The sequence below is a fragment of the Methylobacterium tardum genome (genome assembly GCF_023546765.1).
Taxonomy (GTDB): Bacteria; Pseudomonadota; Alphaproteobacteria; order Rhizobiales; family Beijerinckiaceae; genus Methylobacterium; species Methylobacterium tardum.
In genome coordinates this window covers 843,056-857,962 of the sequence record NZ_CP097484.1, presented here as the reverse complement: position 1 = coordinate 857,962, position 14,907 = coordinate 843,056, and the positions used below count along the sequence as shown (strand labels likewise).

At 71.3% G+C, this 14,907-nt stretch carries 13 protein-coding genes and 2 pseudogenes; 7 read left to right on the top strand and 8 right to left on the bottom strand.

From position 1 onward, the window contains the following. Window positions 1-757: 757 nt before the first annotated feature. A complete protein-coding gene (locus M6G65_RS04145) occupies window positions 758-2,023 on the bottom strand; it encodes an RsmB/NOP family class I SAM-dependent RNA methyltransferase (protein WP_250104203.1) in 1,266 nt (421 codons plus the stop codon). A 185-nt stretch (window positions 2,024-2,208) separates the two neighbouring features. Here M6G65_RS04145 and M6G65_RS04140 point away from each other — a divergent pair, with 185 nt between their 5' ends. Beyond that, on the top strand, window positions 2,209-2,430 hold the full coding sequence (locus tag M6G65_RS04140) for a DUF1674 domain-containing protein (protein WP_238198866.1): 222 nt from the start codon (window positions 2,209-2,211) through the stop codon (window positions 2,428-2,430). Between the two features lie 59 nt (window positions 2,431-2,489). After that, window positions 2,490-2,798 (top strand): cupin domain-containing protein, encoded by a 309-nt coding sequence (locus tag M6G65_RS04135; RefSeq protein ID WP_192711039.1) that lies wholly within the window; start codon window positions 2,490-2,492, stop codon window positions 2,796-2,798. 13 nt (window positions 2,799-2,811) lie between these two features. On the opposite strand, the gene M6G65_RS04130 is transcribed toward M6G65_RS04135, so the two are convergent. After that, on the bottom strand, window positions 2,812-3,321 hold the full coding sequence (locus M6G65_RS04130; protein ID WP_250103604.1) for a L,D-transpeptidase: 510 nt from the start codon (window positions 3,319-3,321) through the stop codon (window positions 2,812-2,814). Window positions 3,322-3,739: 418 nt separating this feature from the next. Between M6G65_RS04130 and M6G65_RS04125 the strand changes: the two genes are divergently transcribed. Next, window positions 3,740-5,344: a Na+/H+ antiporter gene (locus M6G65_RS04125; protein WP_238198869.1), complete on the top strand. Its 1,605-nt coding sequence runs from the start codon at window positions 3,740-3,742 to the stop codon at window positions 5,342-5,344. A 15-nt stretch (window positions 5,345-5,359) separates the two neighbouring features. On the opposite strand, the gene M6G65_RS04120 is transcribed toward M6G65_RS04125, so the two are convergent. Together M6G65_RS04120 and M6G65_RS04115 are read right to left on the bottom strand one after the other, a co-directional pair. Continuing rightward, window positions 5,360-5,638 carry a hypothetical protein gene (locus M6G65_RS04120; protein WP_238198871.1) on the bottom strand — a complete coding sequence of 93 codons (279 nt, stop codon included), beginning with the start codon at window positions 5,636-5,638 and terminating at the stop codon, window positions 5,360-5,362. Between the two features lie 143 nt (window positions 5,639-5,781). Beyond that, a pseudogene (locus M6G65_RS04115) lies at window positions 5,782-6,239 on the bottom strand (GNAT family N-acetyltransferase). A 146-nt stretch (window positions 6,240-6,385) separates the two neighbouring features. Between M6G65_RS04115 and M6G65_RS04110 the strand changes: the two are divergent. The 3 genes and pseudogenes from M6G65_RS04110 (at window position 6,386) to glyS (ending at window position 10,121) form a co-directional block, all read left to right on the top strand. Further along, complete coding sequence (locus M6G65_RS04110; protein ID WP_238198873.1) at window positions 6,386-7,294, top strand: glycine--tRNA ligase subunit alpha; 909 nt, start codon at window positions 6,386-6,388, stop codon at window positions 7,292-7,294. Between the two features lie 230 nt (window positions 7,295-7,524). Beyond that, the gene (locus M6G65_RS04105) at window positions 7,525-7,968 is read left to right on the top strand and encodes a DUF3828 domain-containing protein (protein WP_238198874.1); all 444 of its coding nucleotides are present in this window, start codon (window positions 7,525-7,527) and stop codon (window positions 7,966-7,968) included. Between the two features lie 51 nt (window positions 7,969-8,019). After that, window positions 8,020-10,121 (top strand): annotated as a pseudogene (gene glyS / locus M6G65_RS04100) (glycine--tRNA ligase subunit beta). A 36-nt stretch (window positions 10,122-10,157) separates the two neighbouring features. On the opposite strand, the gene bluB reads toward glyS, so the two are convergent. Continuing rightward, entirely contained in the window at window positions 10,158-10,796 is a 639-nt protein-coding gene (gene bluB, locus M6G65_RS04095) for a 5,6-dimethylbenzimidazole synthase (RefSeq protein ID WP_238198876.1), read from the bottom strand. A 356-nt stretch (window positions 10,797-11,152) separates the two neighbouring features. Between bluB and M6G65_RS04090 the strand changes: the two genes are divergently transcribed. After that, window positions 11,153-11,527 (top strand): DUF2794 domain-containing protein, encoded by a 375-nt coding sequence (locus M6G65_RS04090; RefSeq protein WP_192711028.1) that lies wholly within the window; start codon window positions 11,153-11,155, stop codon window positions 11,525-11,527. 164 nt (window positions 11,528-11,691) lie between these two features. On the opposite strand, the gene M6G65_RS04085 is transcribed toward M6G65_RS04090, so the two are convergent. From M6G65_RS04085 to M6G65_RS04075, 3 genes are all read right to left on the bottom strand, one after another. Then, window positions 11,692-12,585, bottom strand: a complete 894-nt coding sequence (locus M6G65_RS04085; protein ID WP_238198877.1) for a dihydrodipicolinate synthase family protein — start codon at window positions 12,583-12,585, stop codon at window positions 11,692-11,694. Between the two features lie 92 nt (window positions 12,586-12,677). Next, window positions 12,678-13,448, bottom strand: a complete 771-nt coding sequence (locus M6G65_RS04080; RefSeq protein WP_091786357.1) for a Bax inhibitor-1/YccA family protein — start codon at window positions 13,446-13,448, stop codon at window positions 12,678-12,680. 308 nt (window positions 13,449-13,756) lie between these two features. Further along, window positions 13,757-14,884, bottom strand: a complete 1,128-nt coding sequence (locus tag M6G65_RS04075; protein ID WP_238198878.1) for an L-talarate/galactarate dehydratase — start codon at window positions 14,882-14,884, stop codon at window positions 13,757-13,759. Window positions 14,885-14,907: the final 23 nt, after the last annotated feature.

Sequence of the window (14,907 nt, the reverse complement as noted above, 5' to 3'; positions counted from 1 at the left end):
GTGCCTGCCAAGCGGTCTCAGGCGAGGCGAACCTCCGGAACCCGCTATCAGTGCACGGGCCTTCCAGCCGTGTGCCCGCCTCGTAGTGGGCGGATCCGCAGGGTGCGTAGGGTCGGCCCAGTGGCGGGTCGGCGCGAGGGCGTTTCGGCCCCCGCCGGGCAAACTGCCGCCCGGTCTCACGCCCGCCACCGAGACACGCCCCGTACCAGCACGCCGCCCGGGGCGATGGCGGCTGAGAGCCACCGACGCGGGCACCGCCCCGCGCCACGAACCCGCCCGGTCAGCCACCGGGCGGGCCCCCGAAGGACGCTCCGGGATCGCTCCCGGACCGCCGTGGGCAGGTGGCGGCTAATGAGCACAAAATAGGAAGATTGTCAAGGGCGGGGCGTGCCCTGCGCCGCGCTGCTGTGTGCGTAGCGCTCCCCACCGTCGTTCCGGGGCGCCGCAGGCGAGCCCGGAACCCAGAGCCGCCGAGGATGCCATGACTTGGCGCGTCGGCGGGTCTGGATCCCGGGCTCCGCTGCGCGGCCCCGGGATGACGGGGCAGCTTGCAGTGATACGGCGCTTCCCTCTCCGTCCTGCGCCCCAACCCGTTGTTCCGGGGCGCCGCAGGCGAGCCCGGAACCCAGAACCGCCGGTGGTGCCAGTCCTGCAGCGTCGGCGTGTCTGGATCCCGGGCTCCGCTGCGCGGCCCGGGATGACGGGGCGGCGCGGCCCCGGGATGACGGGGTGAGGCGGCACCGGTGCGTCCGAGCCCTTACCCCGCGCGCTGCAGCCGGCTCGCGAAGAAGCCGTCGAGGCCGCCGCGAGCGCCTGGAACCTCGGCCAGGTGACACGGCAGGGTGCGCAGGTCGCCGTTGGCATCGATCAGCGCCGTGGCGCCGCCGACCTCCTCGGGCCTCACCGGCACGCGCACGAATCGGGCGTCGCGGGCCAGGAAGGCCGCGACCTGCGCCTCGCCCTCCTCGGGCTCCAGGGAGCAGGTGCAGTAGACGAGACGCCCGCCCGGCCGCACCAGCCCGGCCGCGTGGTCGAGGAGCTTGGCCTGGAGCGCGGCGAGCCGGGCGATGTCGGCCTCCGACTTGGTCCAGGCGACATCCGGGTGGCGCCGGATCGTGCCGGTGGCCGAGCACGGGGCGTCGAGGAGCACCGCATCGTGATCCTGGCCTTCGAGCGCCAGGGCGTCGGCGACCACGATCTCGACGGCGAGGCTGAGCCGCGCGACGTTCTCGCGCAGGCGCTCCAGCCGCGGCGCCGACCGGTCGACCGCGGTGACGCGCGCCCCGGCGGCGGCGAGCTGCATGGTCTTGCCGCCGGGCGCGGCGCAGAGATCGAGGATCCGGGCGCCGGACTCGGGCGCGAGCAGCCGGGCCGGGATCGCCGCGGCGGCGTCCTGCACCCACCACGCGCCCTCCTGGAAGCCCGGCAGCTCGGGAATCGCCGGCCCGTTCTCCGGTAGGCGCAGGGAGCCGGTGGGGAGCCGCACGGCGCCGAGCCGCTCCGCCCAATCCGCCGGATCCCCGCGAAGGGTGAGATCGATCGCCGCCCCCGCGAGATGGGCCTGCGCGATGGCGCCCGCGCGCTCCGGCCCGTAGGCCGCGCTCCAGCGGCGGGCGAGCCAGTCCGGCGTGTTGGCGGCGAGCGCATCGGCGCCCTCGGCCAGGATGGCGTCGCGCTCCCGGGCGATCCGGCGCAGCACCGCGTTGACGAGGCCGGCGAGATGCGCCGTGCGGCTGTCCGCCTTGGCGAGTCGCACTGCGAGGTCGACGGCCGCATGGTCGGGGACCGCGAGGTCGAGGATCTGGGCGGCCGCGGTGGCCAGCAAGGCCGTGAGCTGGGGCTTGGCCGCGGGGAGCCCGCGCTCCAGCCGGGCGGCGAGCGCCGCGCGGATCATCCCGTAGCGCCGGAAGGTCGCGACCGCGATGGCGCGCGCCAGGCCGGCATCCGCGGGCGCCAGCGCCTCGGACCGGATCGCCTGGGCAAGGGCTTCGTCGAGCGCCGGCGGCCGCTCCTGGCCGATCAGGGCGGCGACCGCCTGCTGCGCCGCGCGCGCGCGCCGAGTCCCGCCGCGTCGGCGCCGGCCCTGTCCGGGCCCGTGCCCCGCGCCGAAGTCCTGTCCCGCGTGTTGCGGCCTGTGTCCCGCGATGCCACTTCTTCTCCCGAGCCGAATGCTTTTCCGATCCACGCCCTCACACCCGAGCGAGCGCGATGCAAGACCCGAACAGACACGACCCGGATGCAGCCGGGGCCGAGCCCCGCAAGCTCAGCCCGGCGGCGGAGCGCGCCCTGGCCGAGGCGGCCGAGCGCCGCGCCGCGATCGACGCGCGCGCCGCCGAGATCAGCGCCCGGCCCGAGCGCCTGGGCCGTGGCGGCCTGGAGCCGGTCCGCTACGATGACTGGGAGGTGAAAGGCCTCGCGGTCGACTTCTGAAGCCGGAACGCCGCGGCCCAAGGGCCGTTCCCCTGGCTGACCGACAGGGAGATCAGGCGATGGCGACGAAGGTATCGGCCCGGGGCGCGGCCGAGGGGCCGCATGGCGAGATTACCCTGGCCCGGGGCGAGCGGCTCGGGATGCGGATGTGGCGGGCCGAGGCGCCGAACGCCGACAAGCCGATGACCACCTCGCCCCACGAGACCGTGGGCTACGTGATCAGCGGCCGGGCCGAGCTGGTTGTCGGCGGCGAGACGGTGACGCTGGCGGCCGGCGATTCCTATTGCGTGCCGGCCGGGGCCGAGCACACCTACCGGATCCTGGAGACCTTCACGGCCGTCGAGGCCACCGCCCCGCCGGCCGGCTGAGCGCGGCCGGAGATCAGTGCGTCATGTAGACCTGCGTGCCGACATCGACACGGCCGTAGAGGTCGGCGACGTCCTGGTTGAACATCCGGATGCAGCCATAGGACGCGTAGGTGCCGACCGAGCCTGGCCGGTTGGTGCCGTGGATGGCGTATTCACCGCCCGCCAGGGTCATGGCCGCCGCGCCCATCGGGTTGTGCGGCGAGCCGCCGGCGATGAGATTCGGCAGGCGCGGATTGTCGCGCTTCACCTCGGCCGGGGGCGACCAGGCGGGTGCGACGTATTTCCCGTCGATAGGCTTGGTGCCGAACCATTGCTTGCCCGGCCGGCCCACCGCCACGGGATAGCGGATCGCCGTCCCGTCGCCGTTCACCAGGTAGAGCTTGCGCTGCGACACGCTGATCACGATCGAGCCCGGCTCGACGCCGTTCTGGAAGGGCACGATCTCGCGCGCCTGCGCCGTGCCGAAACAACCCGCCAGCACCGCGCCGGCCATTCCCAATAATGCCGCGACCCGACCCGACATGACCTGTTCCTCGACAAGCTAGAGCATCTGCGACCCAGTAATCCACGGTCGAGCTTGTCGTTCCAGGAAAAGCTATGGTTGATACCGCGCCGATCCCCGAAACTGTCGGCGACGGTAAAAGAGCAACGTAAATCGACGGGGGCGCGGGCGTGGCGCCGTCGGATAAGAATAGCTTTCTCCGGTTGCTTCAAAGATCTCGGATGCGTTCACAGATCGGAGAACGGTCTGGATTGTGGGCAGCTCCGTCGCCGCGGGAGCGCGGTGGCGACCCCGCAGGAGGCCGCCGAGGTTCGCGGCGCCGGCTGGAGGGCTCGCGTCGCGGGCCGCTCCGGGCGCGCGCTTCGGGTATCCAGCCATGAGGTAAGCGTCCTAGAACAGCCGCGCTTGCCGGAGTTCCGGCGCCGAGACTGGTCGATCCATGACATCCGTTGCCCTGTTCGAGTTGATCCTGGGCCTCCTCGGCGCGGCCCTGCTGCTGTCGCTGGCGGCCGGGCGTCTCGGCTTCCCGCCGGCCGCCGCTTTGGTCCTCGGCGGCATGGCGCTGGCGGTGGCACCGGGTCTGCCGGCCTTCGATCTCGATCCGGACCTGATCATGGTCCTGTTCCTGCCGCCGCTCCTGCTCGAATCGGCCTACTTCACCGTCTGGCGCGACTTCCGGGCGAGCTTGAGCCCGATCCTGTCCCTCTCGCTCGGAGCGGTGCTGTTCACGACCCTGGTGGTCGGGCTCGTGGCGCACATGATCGTGCCCGCCCTGCCCTGGGCCGCCTGCTTCGCGCTGGGCGCGATCGTCTCGCCGCCGGACGCCGTGGCCGCCAAGGCGGTGCTCGCCCGCGTCGCCCTGCCCCGTCGGATGATCACGATCCTGGAGGGTGAGAGCCTCGTCAACGACGCCTCGGGCCTCGTCCTCTACCGCTTCGCCGTGGCGGCCGCGCTCACGGGCAGCTTCAGCGCCTGGGCGGCGGCCGGCAGCTTCGCGTGGCTGGCGGTGGCCGGCGTCGCGGTCGGGTGCGCCTGCGGGCTGGCGGTGAACGCCGTGATGCGGCGGTTGCACGACGCCAACGCCATCACGGTGCTGAGCTTCCTGGCCGCCTACATCGCCTACCTGCTGGCCGAGGAGGTCCACGCCTCAGGCGTGCTCGCCGTGGTCGCCTGCGGGCTGATGATGGGCGGCCGGGAGCACGAGACCTTCGACGCGCACGCCCGTCGCCATTCCGTGGCGGTGTGGGAATTCGTGGTGTTCGTGCTGGAGGCGCTGGTCTTCGTGCTGATCGGGCTGGCGCTCCGCGGCGTGCTGGCCCGGACCGGCGCCGAGACCGGCGCGCTCGCGGCGGCGCTGCCGCTGGCGCTCGCCGTCACGGCGGCCTGCGTGGCCGCCCGCCTGCTCTGGGTGTTCCCCGCCGTCTACCTGCGGCGGATCCTCTCGGCCCGGCTGCGGAGGCAGGAGCCGCCGACGAGCCCGGCCGTGCCGCTGGTCGTCGGCTGGGCCGGCATGCGCGGGGTGGTGACCCTCGCGGCCGCCCTGGCGCTGCCGGTGAATTTCCCCGGCCGCGACGCGATCCTGATCTCGGCTTTCGTGGTCATCCTGTTCACCGTGCTGGTGCAGGGCACGACCCTGGGCCCGCTGATCCGCCGGCTCCGGCTCGATTCCGCGGCGCACCTGCCCGACGGCCATCTCGACGCGCCCATGGCCCGCGTTGTCGTGAACGAGGCCGGCCTCGGCGCCCTCGAGCGGCTGGTGTTTCCCGAGACCGGCGCGCTGCAGCACCCGCGCCTCGTCGAGGAGTATCGCCGCCGGGTCCGGGCCACGTCCCGGGACCGCGACGAGCGCAAGGCTCTGGAGACCGAGAAGAGCGAGCACTTCGCCGCCGCGCTGCTCGCGGTGCGGTCAGGCCGGTCGGCGCTGATCGGACTGCATCGGGAGAACCGGATCCACAGCTCGGTGCTGCGGCAGCTGGAGGCGGAGATCGACCTGGAGGAACTCCACCTCAAGCGTCTGGCCGGGACCGCGCCGGCCCATGGCTAGACTGGGGCGCAGCCCTCAATGAGCGGCGCAGCCATCCGCCGGCTGGCCGTAGCCGCCATAGACCACCCGCACCTTGCGCAGGCAGGCGCCCTCGGCCTTCGCGGCCGTTGCCACGGGGGCGACCTCGACCGGCTCGACCCGGAGGGTCGCGGCGACCGGCTGGTCCTCGGAGATGGCCAGCGCGCGGCTGGCGCTCATCACGAACGGCGTGGCGGCTAAAGACGAGATTGCGAGCGCGGCGAAGACGGCGATGTTCTTGCGGCCGAAGTTGTTAACGGTGCGAGCGGTTCGCATGACTGGTCTTCCAACGTGTTCGGCAGCGCTGAGGTGCCGATATCCCCTGTTGCGCCGATAACTTGGCCGCGGGCTTGACGGTTCCGGGTATTGCCCAAAAACCGCCACGCTTGGGTGTCCCGCCACACGTGGGAAGCACGTCTTCAGATGATCTTGCGGTACTGCACAAAGCCCGATTTCTCTGCGATCCGGTCGTAGAGCTGCATCGCGTCGGTATTCGTCTCGTGCGTCAGCCAGTGGACGCGGGAGCAGCCGGCGGCCTGGGCCGCCGCGTAGACGTGCTCGATCAGCCGCCGGCCGATCCCGAGCCCCCGGGCTCCGTCCGCCACGAACAGGTCCTGGAGGTAACAATAGTCGCCGATCGTCCAGGCCGAGCGGTGGCGGATGTGGTGGACGAGGCCGATCGCCTCCGCGCCCCGCCACGCCAGGGCGCCGTCGACCGGCTCGGCCGGGTCGTTGAGGCGGGTCCAGGTGGTGTCGGTGACGTCGGTCGCGAGGTCGACCTTGTAGAAGGCCTGGTAGCCCCGCCAGAGCGGCAGCCGGCCTCCCGGTCCCCGGCGCCGATCGGGCGGATCGCGAGGGCGGCCGTGTCAGCGTCCATGATGGTCTCCGGGTGCAGTTCAGGACGATCGGATCATCATCCGGCACCGTCGCGCAAGCGCCGCCGCCTTGCACCCCCGCCCCCTCGCACCTAAACCGGCCCACCAGCGGCCCGACCCGCCGTGCGAGCCCGAGCCATCGAGTCCCATGTCCCAGAAAAAATCGTTCCAGGGTCTGATCCTGACGCTTCAGGAATTCTGGGCGGCGCAGGGCTGCGTGATCCTCCAGCCCTACGACATGGAGGTCGGCGCCGGCACGTTCCATCCGGCCACGACCCTGCGGGCGCTCGGCCCCAAGCCCTGGAAGGCGGCCTACGTCCAGCCGTCGCGCCGGCCCAAGGACGGCCGCTACGGCGAGAACCCGAACCGGCTCCAGCACTATTACCAGTTCCAGGTGATCCTGAAGCCGAACCCGCCGAACCTGCAGGAACTCTACCTCGCCTCGCTCGCCGCCATCGGCGTCGACCTGAAGCTCCACGACATCCGCTTCGTCGAGGACGACTGGGAGAGCCCGACGCTCGGCGCCTGGGGTCTCGGCTGGGAATGCTGGTGCGACGGGATGGAGGTCAGCCAGTTCACCTATTTCCAGCAGGTGGCGGGCTTCGAGTGCGCGCCGGTGGCGGGCGAGCTGACCTACGGGCTGGAGCGGCTGGCCATGTACGTCCAGGGCGTCGAGAACGTCTACGACCTCGACTTCAACGGCGCCGAGGGGGCCGACCGGATCACCTACGGCGACGTGTTCCTGCAGGCCGAGCAGGAATATTCCCGCCACAACTTCGAGGCGGCCGACACCGCCATGCTGTTCCGGCAGTTCACCGACGCGGAGGCCGCCTGCCGGACCTATCTCGACGCGGGGGCGCCGGCCGCGGACGGCGAGCGCCACCGCATGGCGCAGCCGGCCTACGACCAGTGCATCAAGGCGAGCCACGTCTTCAACCTGCTCGACGCGCGCGGCGTGATCTCGGTGACGGAGCGCCAGAGCTACATCCTGCGGGTGCGGGAACTGGCCAAGGCCTGTGGCGCGGCGTGGTTGAAGACCGCCGCCGGGGGTGCGTGAGGCGCTCCGTCCAAGGCCGTGCGCGTCGCGGAATTCGCGCACCACGTCTTTGCGAGCGGAACGAAGCAATCCAGTAGCTCGACCCTCACGAAGGGCGCGCTGCCCTGGGTCGCTTCGCTGCGCTCGCGATGACGGAGCTGCCCCGATCGCGGAGCCCCTTGCCCCCTCGTGCGTTGCAACCCCCGCCAACCGGCGCGCTTCGGCGCGTCCGCAGACGCGGGAACCTCGTGATGAAGAAGACCCTCCTCGCCCTCAGCCTCCTCGGGTTCGGCCTCGCCCCCGCGCTGGCGGCCGATCCTGGTCCGGAGGCCGTGGTCAAGAAGCTCTACGCCGAGCCGCATCCGAATCACTCCGCCGTCTACTCGAAGCGCCTCCAGGGTCTGTTCGATGCCGACGCCAAGCAGGCCAACGGCGCCACCGGCAACCTCGATTTCGACTATCGCCTCAACGGCGAGCCCCTGAAGCCCGACACCGTGAAGAACCTGACCTTCAAGGAGGCCACCGAGGGCAAGGACCAGGCGAAGGTCACGGTGGAGCGCAAAGGCGGGGACGGCTCGAAGGCGATCGTCTACGACCTCGTGCGCGAGGACGGCGGCTGGAAGGTCTCCGACGCCCACGCGATCGGCGACCGGAAGTGGCAGCTCTCGACCATCCTCAAGGGCGAGGCGCGCTGAGGCGGATCCCCGGCCCTCGACAGGGGTGCGGCGCGGCGATATGGCCGCGCCATGCCCGACCTCCTGCTCGAACTCCGCTCGGAAGAGATCCCCGCCCGCATGCAGCGGCGCGCGGCGGAGGATCTCAAGAAGCTCGTCACCGACGCCCTGGTGGCGCGCGGCTTCCTGTACGAGGGCGCCAAGGCGTTCTCGACGCCGCGCCGGCTGGCGCTCCACATCGCCGGCCTGCCCGCCCGGGGCGAGGCTGTCCGTGAAGAACGCCGAGGGCCCCGGGTCGGCGCACCCGAGGCGGCAATCCAGGGGTTTCTGAAGGGCGCGGGGCTCACGAGCCTGGATCAGGCCACGACCGTCACCGACCCGAAGAAGGGCGAGTTCTACCTGGCGGTGATCGAGCGGCCCGGCCGCGAGACGCTGGACGTGCTCGCCGAACTCCTGCCCGAGATCATCAAGAGCTTCCCCTGGCCGAAATCCATGCGCTGGGGCGCGGCCTCGGCCGAGCCGGGATCCTTGCGCTGGGTGCGCCCGCTGCAATCAATCGTCGCGACCTTCGGGCCGGAGACCGAGACGCCGGAAACCGTGCCGTTCTCGGTCGGCGGCATCGCGGCCGGCACCGTGACCCACGGCCACCGCTTCCTCGCCCCCGAGGCGATCGAGGTGCGCCGGTTCGGACGACTATATCCAGGCGCTGGAGCGGGCGAAGGTCGTCCTCGACCCTGAGCGCCGCAAGGACGTGATCCTGCACGACGCCCGCGACCTCGCCTTCGCCCGCGGCCTCGACCTCGCCGAGGACGAGGGTCTGCTGGAGGAGGTGTCAGGCCTCGTGGAATGGCCGGTCGTGCTGATGGGTTCGTTCGGACGAAGCCTTCCTCGACATCCCCGCCGAGGCGATCCGGGCGACGATCCGGGCGAACCAGAAATGCTTCGTCCTGCGCAAGAGCGGCTCGGACGATCTGGCGCCGGCCTTCATCCTGGTCTCGAACCTCGTCGCCAGCGACGGCGGTCAGGCGATCACCGCCGGCAACGAGCGGGTGGTCCGGGCGCGCCTCTCGGACGCGAAGTTCTTCTGGGAGACCGACAAGGCGATCCGCCTGGACGATCGGCTGCCCAAGCTCGACAGCATCGTCTTCCACGAGAAGCTCGGCACGCAGGGCGAGCGGATCGCCCGCATCGCCGCCCTGGCGCAGGCGCTGGCGCCGTTGGTCGGCGCCGACCCAGCGCTGGCCGAGCGTGCCGCCCGCCTCGCCAAGGCCGACCTCGTCACCGAGATGGTCGGCGAGTTTCCCGAACTTCAGGGGCTGATGGGCCGCAAATATGCGGCGCTGCAGGGCGAGCACGACAGCGTCTGTGCGGCCATCGAGGAGCATTACAAGCCGCTCGGCCCCTCTGACCGGGTGCCGAGCGACCCGGTCTCGATCGCGGTTGCGCTGGCCGACAAGCTCGACACGCTGGCGGGGTTCTGGGCGATCGACGAGAAGCCCACGGGAAGCAAGGACCCGTTCGCCCTGCGCCGGGCGGCTCTGGGTGTGATCCGGCTGATCCTGGACCGGGGCCTGCGCCTGCGCCTCTTGGAGCAGGTCGGCGCGGCGGATCGCGGCCTCGCCGGCCGCGCCGGCGCGGATGCGAAGGATCTCCTCGCCTTCTTCGCCGATCGCCTGAAGGTCTATCTCCGCGACCAGGGTGCCCGCCACGACCTGATCGACGCGGTCTTCGCGCTCCCCGGCCAGGACGACCTGCTGATGGTGGTCCGCCGGGTCGAAGCCCTTGGGCAATTCCTCGAGACCGAGGACGGAAAAAACCTGCTCGCGGGCTACAAGCGCGCGGCCAACATCCTGCGGATCGAGGAGAAGAAGGACGGCCGCGCCTACGATGCCGCGCCGGACGCCGCCCTGGCCGCCGTGGGCGAGCCGGCCGAGCGGGCGCTGGCCGAGGCCCTTGCCAAGGCCCGGGAGACCGCCTCGGCGGCCGTGGCCCGCGAGGATTTCGCCGGCGCCATGCAGGCGCTCTCGACGCTCCGCGCGCCGGTGGACGCGTTCTTCCAGGACGTGACCGTCAACGCGCCCGATCCGAAGCTCCGCGAGAACCGCCTGCTGCTGCTCAACGCGCTGCGCGCCGCGACGCGGGAGGTGGCGGAGTTCGCGAAGATCGAGGGGTGAGATCGTCACGGCGGGCGGGCGCCGAGGCGTCCGCCCTCAGCGTTCCACCAGGGTGCAGCCCCGCCGGTCCTCGGCCTGCCAGCCGTGGCGCTCCAGCTCCGGGTCGAGATGCTCCTCCACGGGGTATCCGACGCAGAGATAGGCCACGAGCCGCCACGTCTCCGGTACCGCCAGGATCGCCGTGACCGCCGCCGGCTCCAGGATCGAGACCCAGCCGACGCCGAGCCCGCGCGCGCGGGCCGCGAGCCAGAAGCACTGCACCGCCCCCACCACCGAGTAGGCCAGCGTTTCCGGCATGCTCGCGCGCCCGAGGCCGAGGCCGGTCCCGGTGGCGGCGTCGCAGAACGCCGCGAGATGCACCGGCGCCTCCTTGAGGCCGGCGAGCTTGAGGGCCCGGTACTGCGCGGCACGCTCCGGATCGTAGCCCTCCGCCGCGGCGGCATTGCAACGGGCGAAGCTCTCGGCCACGCCGGCGCGCCGGCCGGGATCCGAGACGCGCACGAAGCGCCACGGGCGGCTGTTGCCGACCGACGGCGCCCGGTGCGCCGCCGCCAGGCAGGCGTGTAGATGCGCCTCATCGACCGGGTCTGCCCGGAAGCGGCGCACGTCGCGGCGCCACGCGAACAGCGCGTCGAGATCGTGCAGGAAGGCGTCGTCGAAGACGGGCGGGCCCATGATCCGCTTGGCATACCCGCAACGCCGGGCGGACCGGAACCATAAAAAAGGCCGCCCCTTCGGAGCGGCCTGAAGTCTTGGGTCTCGAAACCTCGGAGTGCCGGATCCTGGGATCCCGAACGGCGACCGAGGGCTGGGGAGCTGGGTCTCGGGCGCCGGCCGGGCAAAACCCGGCGAGGTTCACGGGCTGTTGTGTCGGTGCAACGCGGCCCGCAAAAGGCGTGAATCGGGCAGAACCGTGTTTTTTGTCGCTTGGGCGTGTCTTGTGTGACACGGACATTGCGGCCGCGTCCGCCCTTGCAGGCCGCTGCGCCGAGGCCCATCATCCGGCAAAGGATGGATGCGCGGGAGCCAAGATGACCGAACGGACGAGCGCCGGGCCGAGGCCCGACGAAGCGGCGGGCCATGTCATTCCCTTCCCTGCCCGCGCGGCTCCTCCGCAGGTCGCCTTCAACCGGGACGAGCTGCGCACGATCTTCAACATCTACGGACGGCAGGTCGCCGCAGGCGAGTGGCGCGACTACGCCCTCGATTTCCGCCGCGACAAGGCGGTGTTCTCGATCTACCGCCGCACCTCGGAGATGCCGCTCTACCGGATCGAGAAGGACCCGAAGCTCGCCCGCCGCCAGGGTGCCTTCGCGGTCATCGCCGCCAGCGGCCACGTCCTCAAGCGCGGGACCGACCTCGCCCGCGTGATCGCCGTGCTGGAACCGGCGCCCCGGGCGGTCTGACCGCCCCGGACACGCGGCTCAGGGGCAACGCTCCATGCCGTCATTCCGGGGCGCCGCAGGCGAGCCCGGAATCCAGACGCACCGGCGGAGCAAGGCTGTGTGCCGGGCGCGGGTCTGGATTCCGGGCTCCGCGAAGCGGCCCCGGAATGACCGGCGGTGATCGCTCAGGACAGGGACAGGTGCCGGACGGTCCGAGCGATCTCGGCCACCACCTCCGGCGGCAGCGGCTGGATCGGCCGCGGCGGCTCGGCGCGGCACAGGCCCATGAGGTCGGCCATGGCGTAGACCACCCGCAGGCTGGAATGCGTCCGGAACAGCGTCCAGAGCGGTTCCAGCTCGGCATTGAGCATGCGGGCCCGCTCCGTCTCGCCCGCCGCGACGGCCCGGACGATCGCCAGGCAGGTCTGCGGGAATAGCCCGCCCGCCACGCTGAACCACGCCGCGCCGCCGGCGATCAGGGCTTCGGTCACGTTCCAGTCGCCGCTGAAGCCGATCGGGAAGCCTGCCGGGACGGCCGCCTGCAGGGCTGCGACGCCAGCCGCCGCATGGGCCGGGTCGGGTGCGGCGCATTTGGCCGCCACGATCCCGGGCTGACGCGCGATCCGGCCGATCAGGTCCGGCGAGAAGCGGAAATGCGTGGTCGCCGGATTGTCGTAGAGGACGAGCGGCAGCCTGCCCGCCTCCGCCACCGCGCTGAAATGTGCTTCGACCTCGACCTCGGTGAGCGGCGTGTACGAGACGGGGGCGAGGAGCCCCGCATCCGCGCCGGCCGCCCGCGCGTCCTGCGCCAGGCGGATGGCCTCGTCGGTTCGCAGGGCACCGATGCCGACCAGGAGCGGCACCCGCCCGCCGATCGCCTCGGCGGCGATCGCGACGGCCCGGCGCCGCTCGTCCCGGGACAGGTAGGCGTAGGTGCCGGTGCTGCCGAGCAGGCCGATCGAATCGACGCCGGCTGCCGCCAGCGGCTCCAGCAGCCGGCGCAGGGCGTCGGCGTCGACCCGGCCGTCGGCGTCGCTCGGGGTGATCGGGAAGGCGGAGAGGCCGGAGATCGCGCGCATCGCCCGAGCCTAGCGCATCCGAGGGCGGCCAGACAAAAAGAAACCCCGGCGGTTTCCCGCCGGGGCTCCTCTCAACGCTCAGTCTCTGGAGCCTAGCGGCGATCGCCGATCAGGCTGAGCAGGAACTGGAACATGTTGATGAAGTCGAGATAGAGCGTCAGGGCGCCGTTCACCGACATCTTGGCCGCCATCTCGCCGTCGAAGCCGCCGTAGAGATACATCTCCTTGAGCTTCTGCGTGTCGTAGGCGGTCAGCCCCGCGAAGATCAGCACGCCCAGCACCGAGATGGCGAACTGGAGGGCCGACGAGGCGAAGAAGATGTTCACCAGCGACGCGAGGATGATGCCGATCAGGCCCATCATCAGGAACGAGCCCATGCCTGAGAGGCTACGCCGGGTGGTGTAGCCCCAGAGGCTGAGCGAGCCGAAGGCCGCCGCCGTGATGAAGAACACCTGCACCACGCTGCCGCCGGTGAAGACCAGCAGGAGCGAGGACATCGAGGCGCCCATCACCGCCGCGAAGGCCCAGAACATCGTCCGCGCCGACGAGGCCGACATGCGGTCCATCCGCATCGAGAAGACGAAGATGAACGCCAGCGGGGCGAGCATCAGGACCCACTTCAGCGGGCTGAGATAGAGGGTCTGACCGAACGGGGTCAGGATCGGGCGCGTGCCCTGGTAGGCCGCGACCGACGCCATATTCAGGCCGAGCGCGACCAGACCGGAGATGCCGAGCCCGACGACCATGTTGTTGTAGACGCCGAGCATGAACGTGCGCAGGCCCTGGTCGACTTCGACCTGGGTGCCGGCGTAGCCGGTCGGCTGCTGGGCGCCGTACCGGAAGGGGCTGTTTTCGAATGCCATGGGAGTTTCCTTGCGGAGGCTCTCTCAGCGTGGTGTTCGGGCGAGGCCCACGCAGGACCTCTGGCGCCGGGCTGGCGCCTCGATCGGGAATATGTTGCGCCCGCGTCCTCGACACAAGTCCCCGGCCACGGTTGCGGTTCGTGTTTTCCGTGTCCGGACGATGTAATTTTGTCCATCGAGCCGGGGATTAAAATGCATCTCCGACATTGCGGCCGGTATTTCGACTTCCGGTTGCCGGTCCGGGGCAGTTCGAAGGCTTCGCGGAGAGTCTTAACAGCTTCCGAATGCCGCGGCGTCGGACGGCCGCGTCACGCCAGGCTGCCGAATCCGGCGCTCTCGCGCGTCCACGCGAGGGCCTGCTCGCTCAAGGAGATCCCGAGGCCGGGCCGCGTCGGCACAACCATGCGCCCGTCCTTGAGCTCCAGGCGCTCGTTGAACAGCGGCTCGAGCCACTCGAAATGCTCGACCCAGGGCTCCCGCTGCATCGCGGCGGCGAGATGGATGTGCAGCTCCATCGAGAAGTGCGGCGCGATGGTCAGCCCGGCGAATTCGGCGAGCGCCGCCACCTTGAGGAAGGGCGTGATGCCGCCCACGCGCGGCGCGTCGGGCATCAGGTAATCGGCGCCGTTCTGGCGGATGAAGTCCCAGTGCTCGCCGACGCTCGTCAGCATCTCGCCGGTGGCGATCGGCGTATCGAGGGCGGCGGCGAGCGCCGCGTGGCCCGCGGCGTCCATGCAATCGAGGGGCTCCTCGATCCAGATCAGGTTGAAGCGCTCGAAGGTCCGGCCCATCCGCAGGGCGGTCGGCCGGTCCCATTGCTGGTTGGCGTCGACCATGAGCGGGAAGGCGTCGCCCAGATGCTCGCGCACGCGGGTCACCCGCCGGATGTCCTCGGCCCCGTCGGGCTGCCCGACCTTCAGCTTGATGCCGCCGATACCCCTCGCCCGGGAACGATCCGTGTTGACCAGCAGCTCCTCCAGCGGGGTGTGCAGGAAGCCGCCGGAGGTGTTGTAGCAGCGCACCGTGTCGCGCTGCGCCCCGAGGAGCTTGGCGAGCGACAGGCCGGCCCGCCTCGCCTTGAGATCCCACAGGGCGACGTCGAAGGCGCCGATCGCCTGGACCGCGAGGCCGCTGCGGCCGACCGAGGCGCCCGCCCAGGCGAGCTTGTCCCAGGCCTTGGCGATGTCGCTCGGATCCTCCCCGAGAAGCGCGGGGGCGAGCTCGCGCGCGTGGGCGAACTGGCCCGGCCCGCCGGCCCGCTTCGCGTAGCTGATCCCGAGGCCGCGATGGCCGGCGCTGCTCTCGACCTCGCAGAACAGGATCGCGATCTCGGTCATCGGCTTCTGGCGGCCGGTGAGGACCTTGGCGTCGCTGATCGGGGTCTTCAGCGGCAGGTAGACCGAGCGGAGCCGGATCCCGGTGACGGTCTCATCCATAGTCTGCCTCGCGAACGACGGCG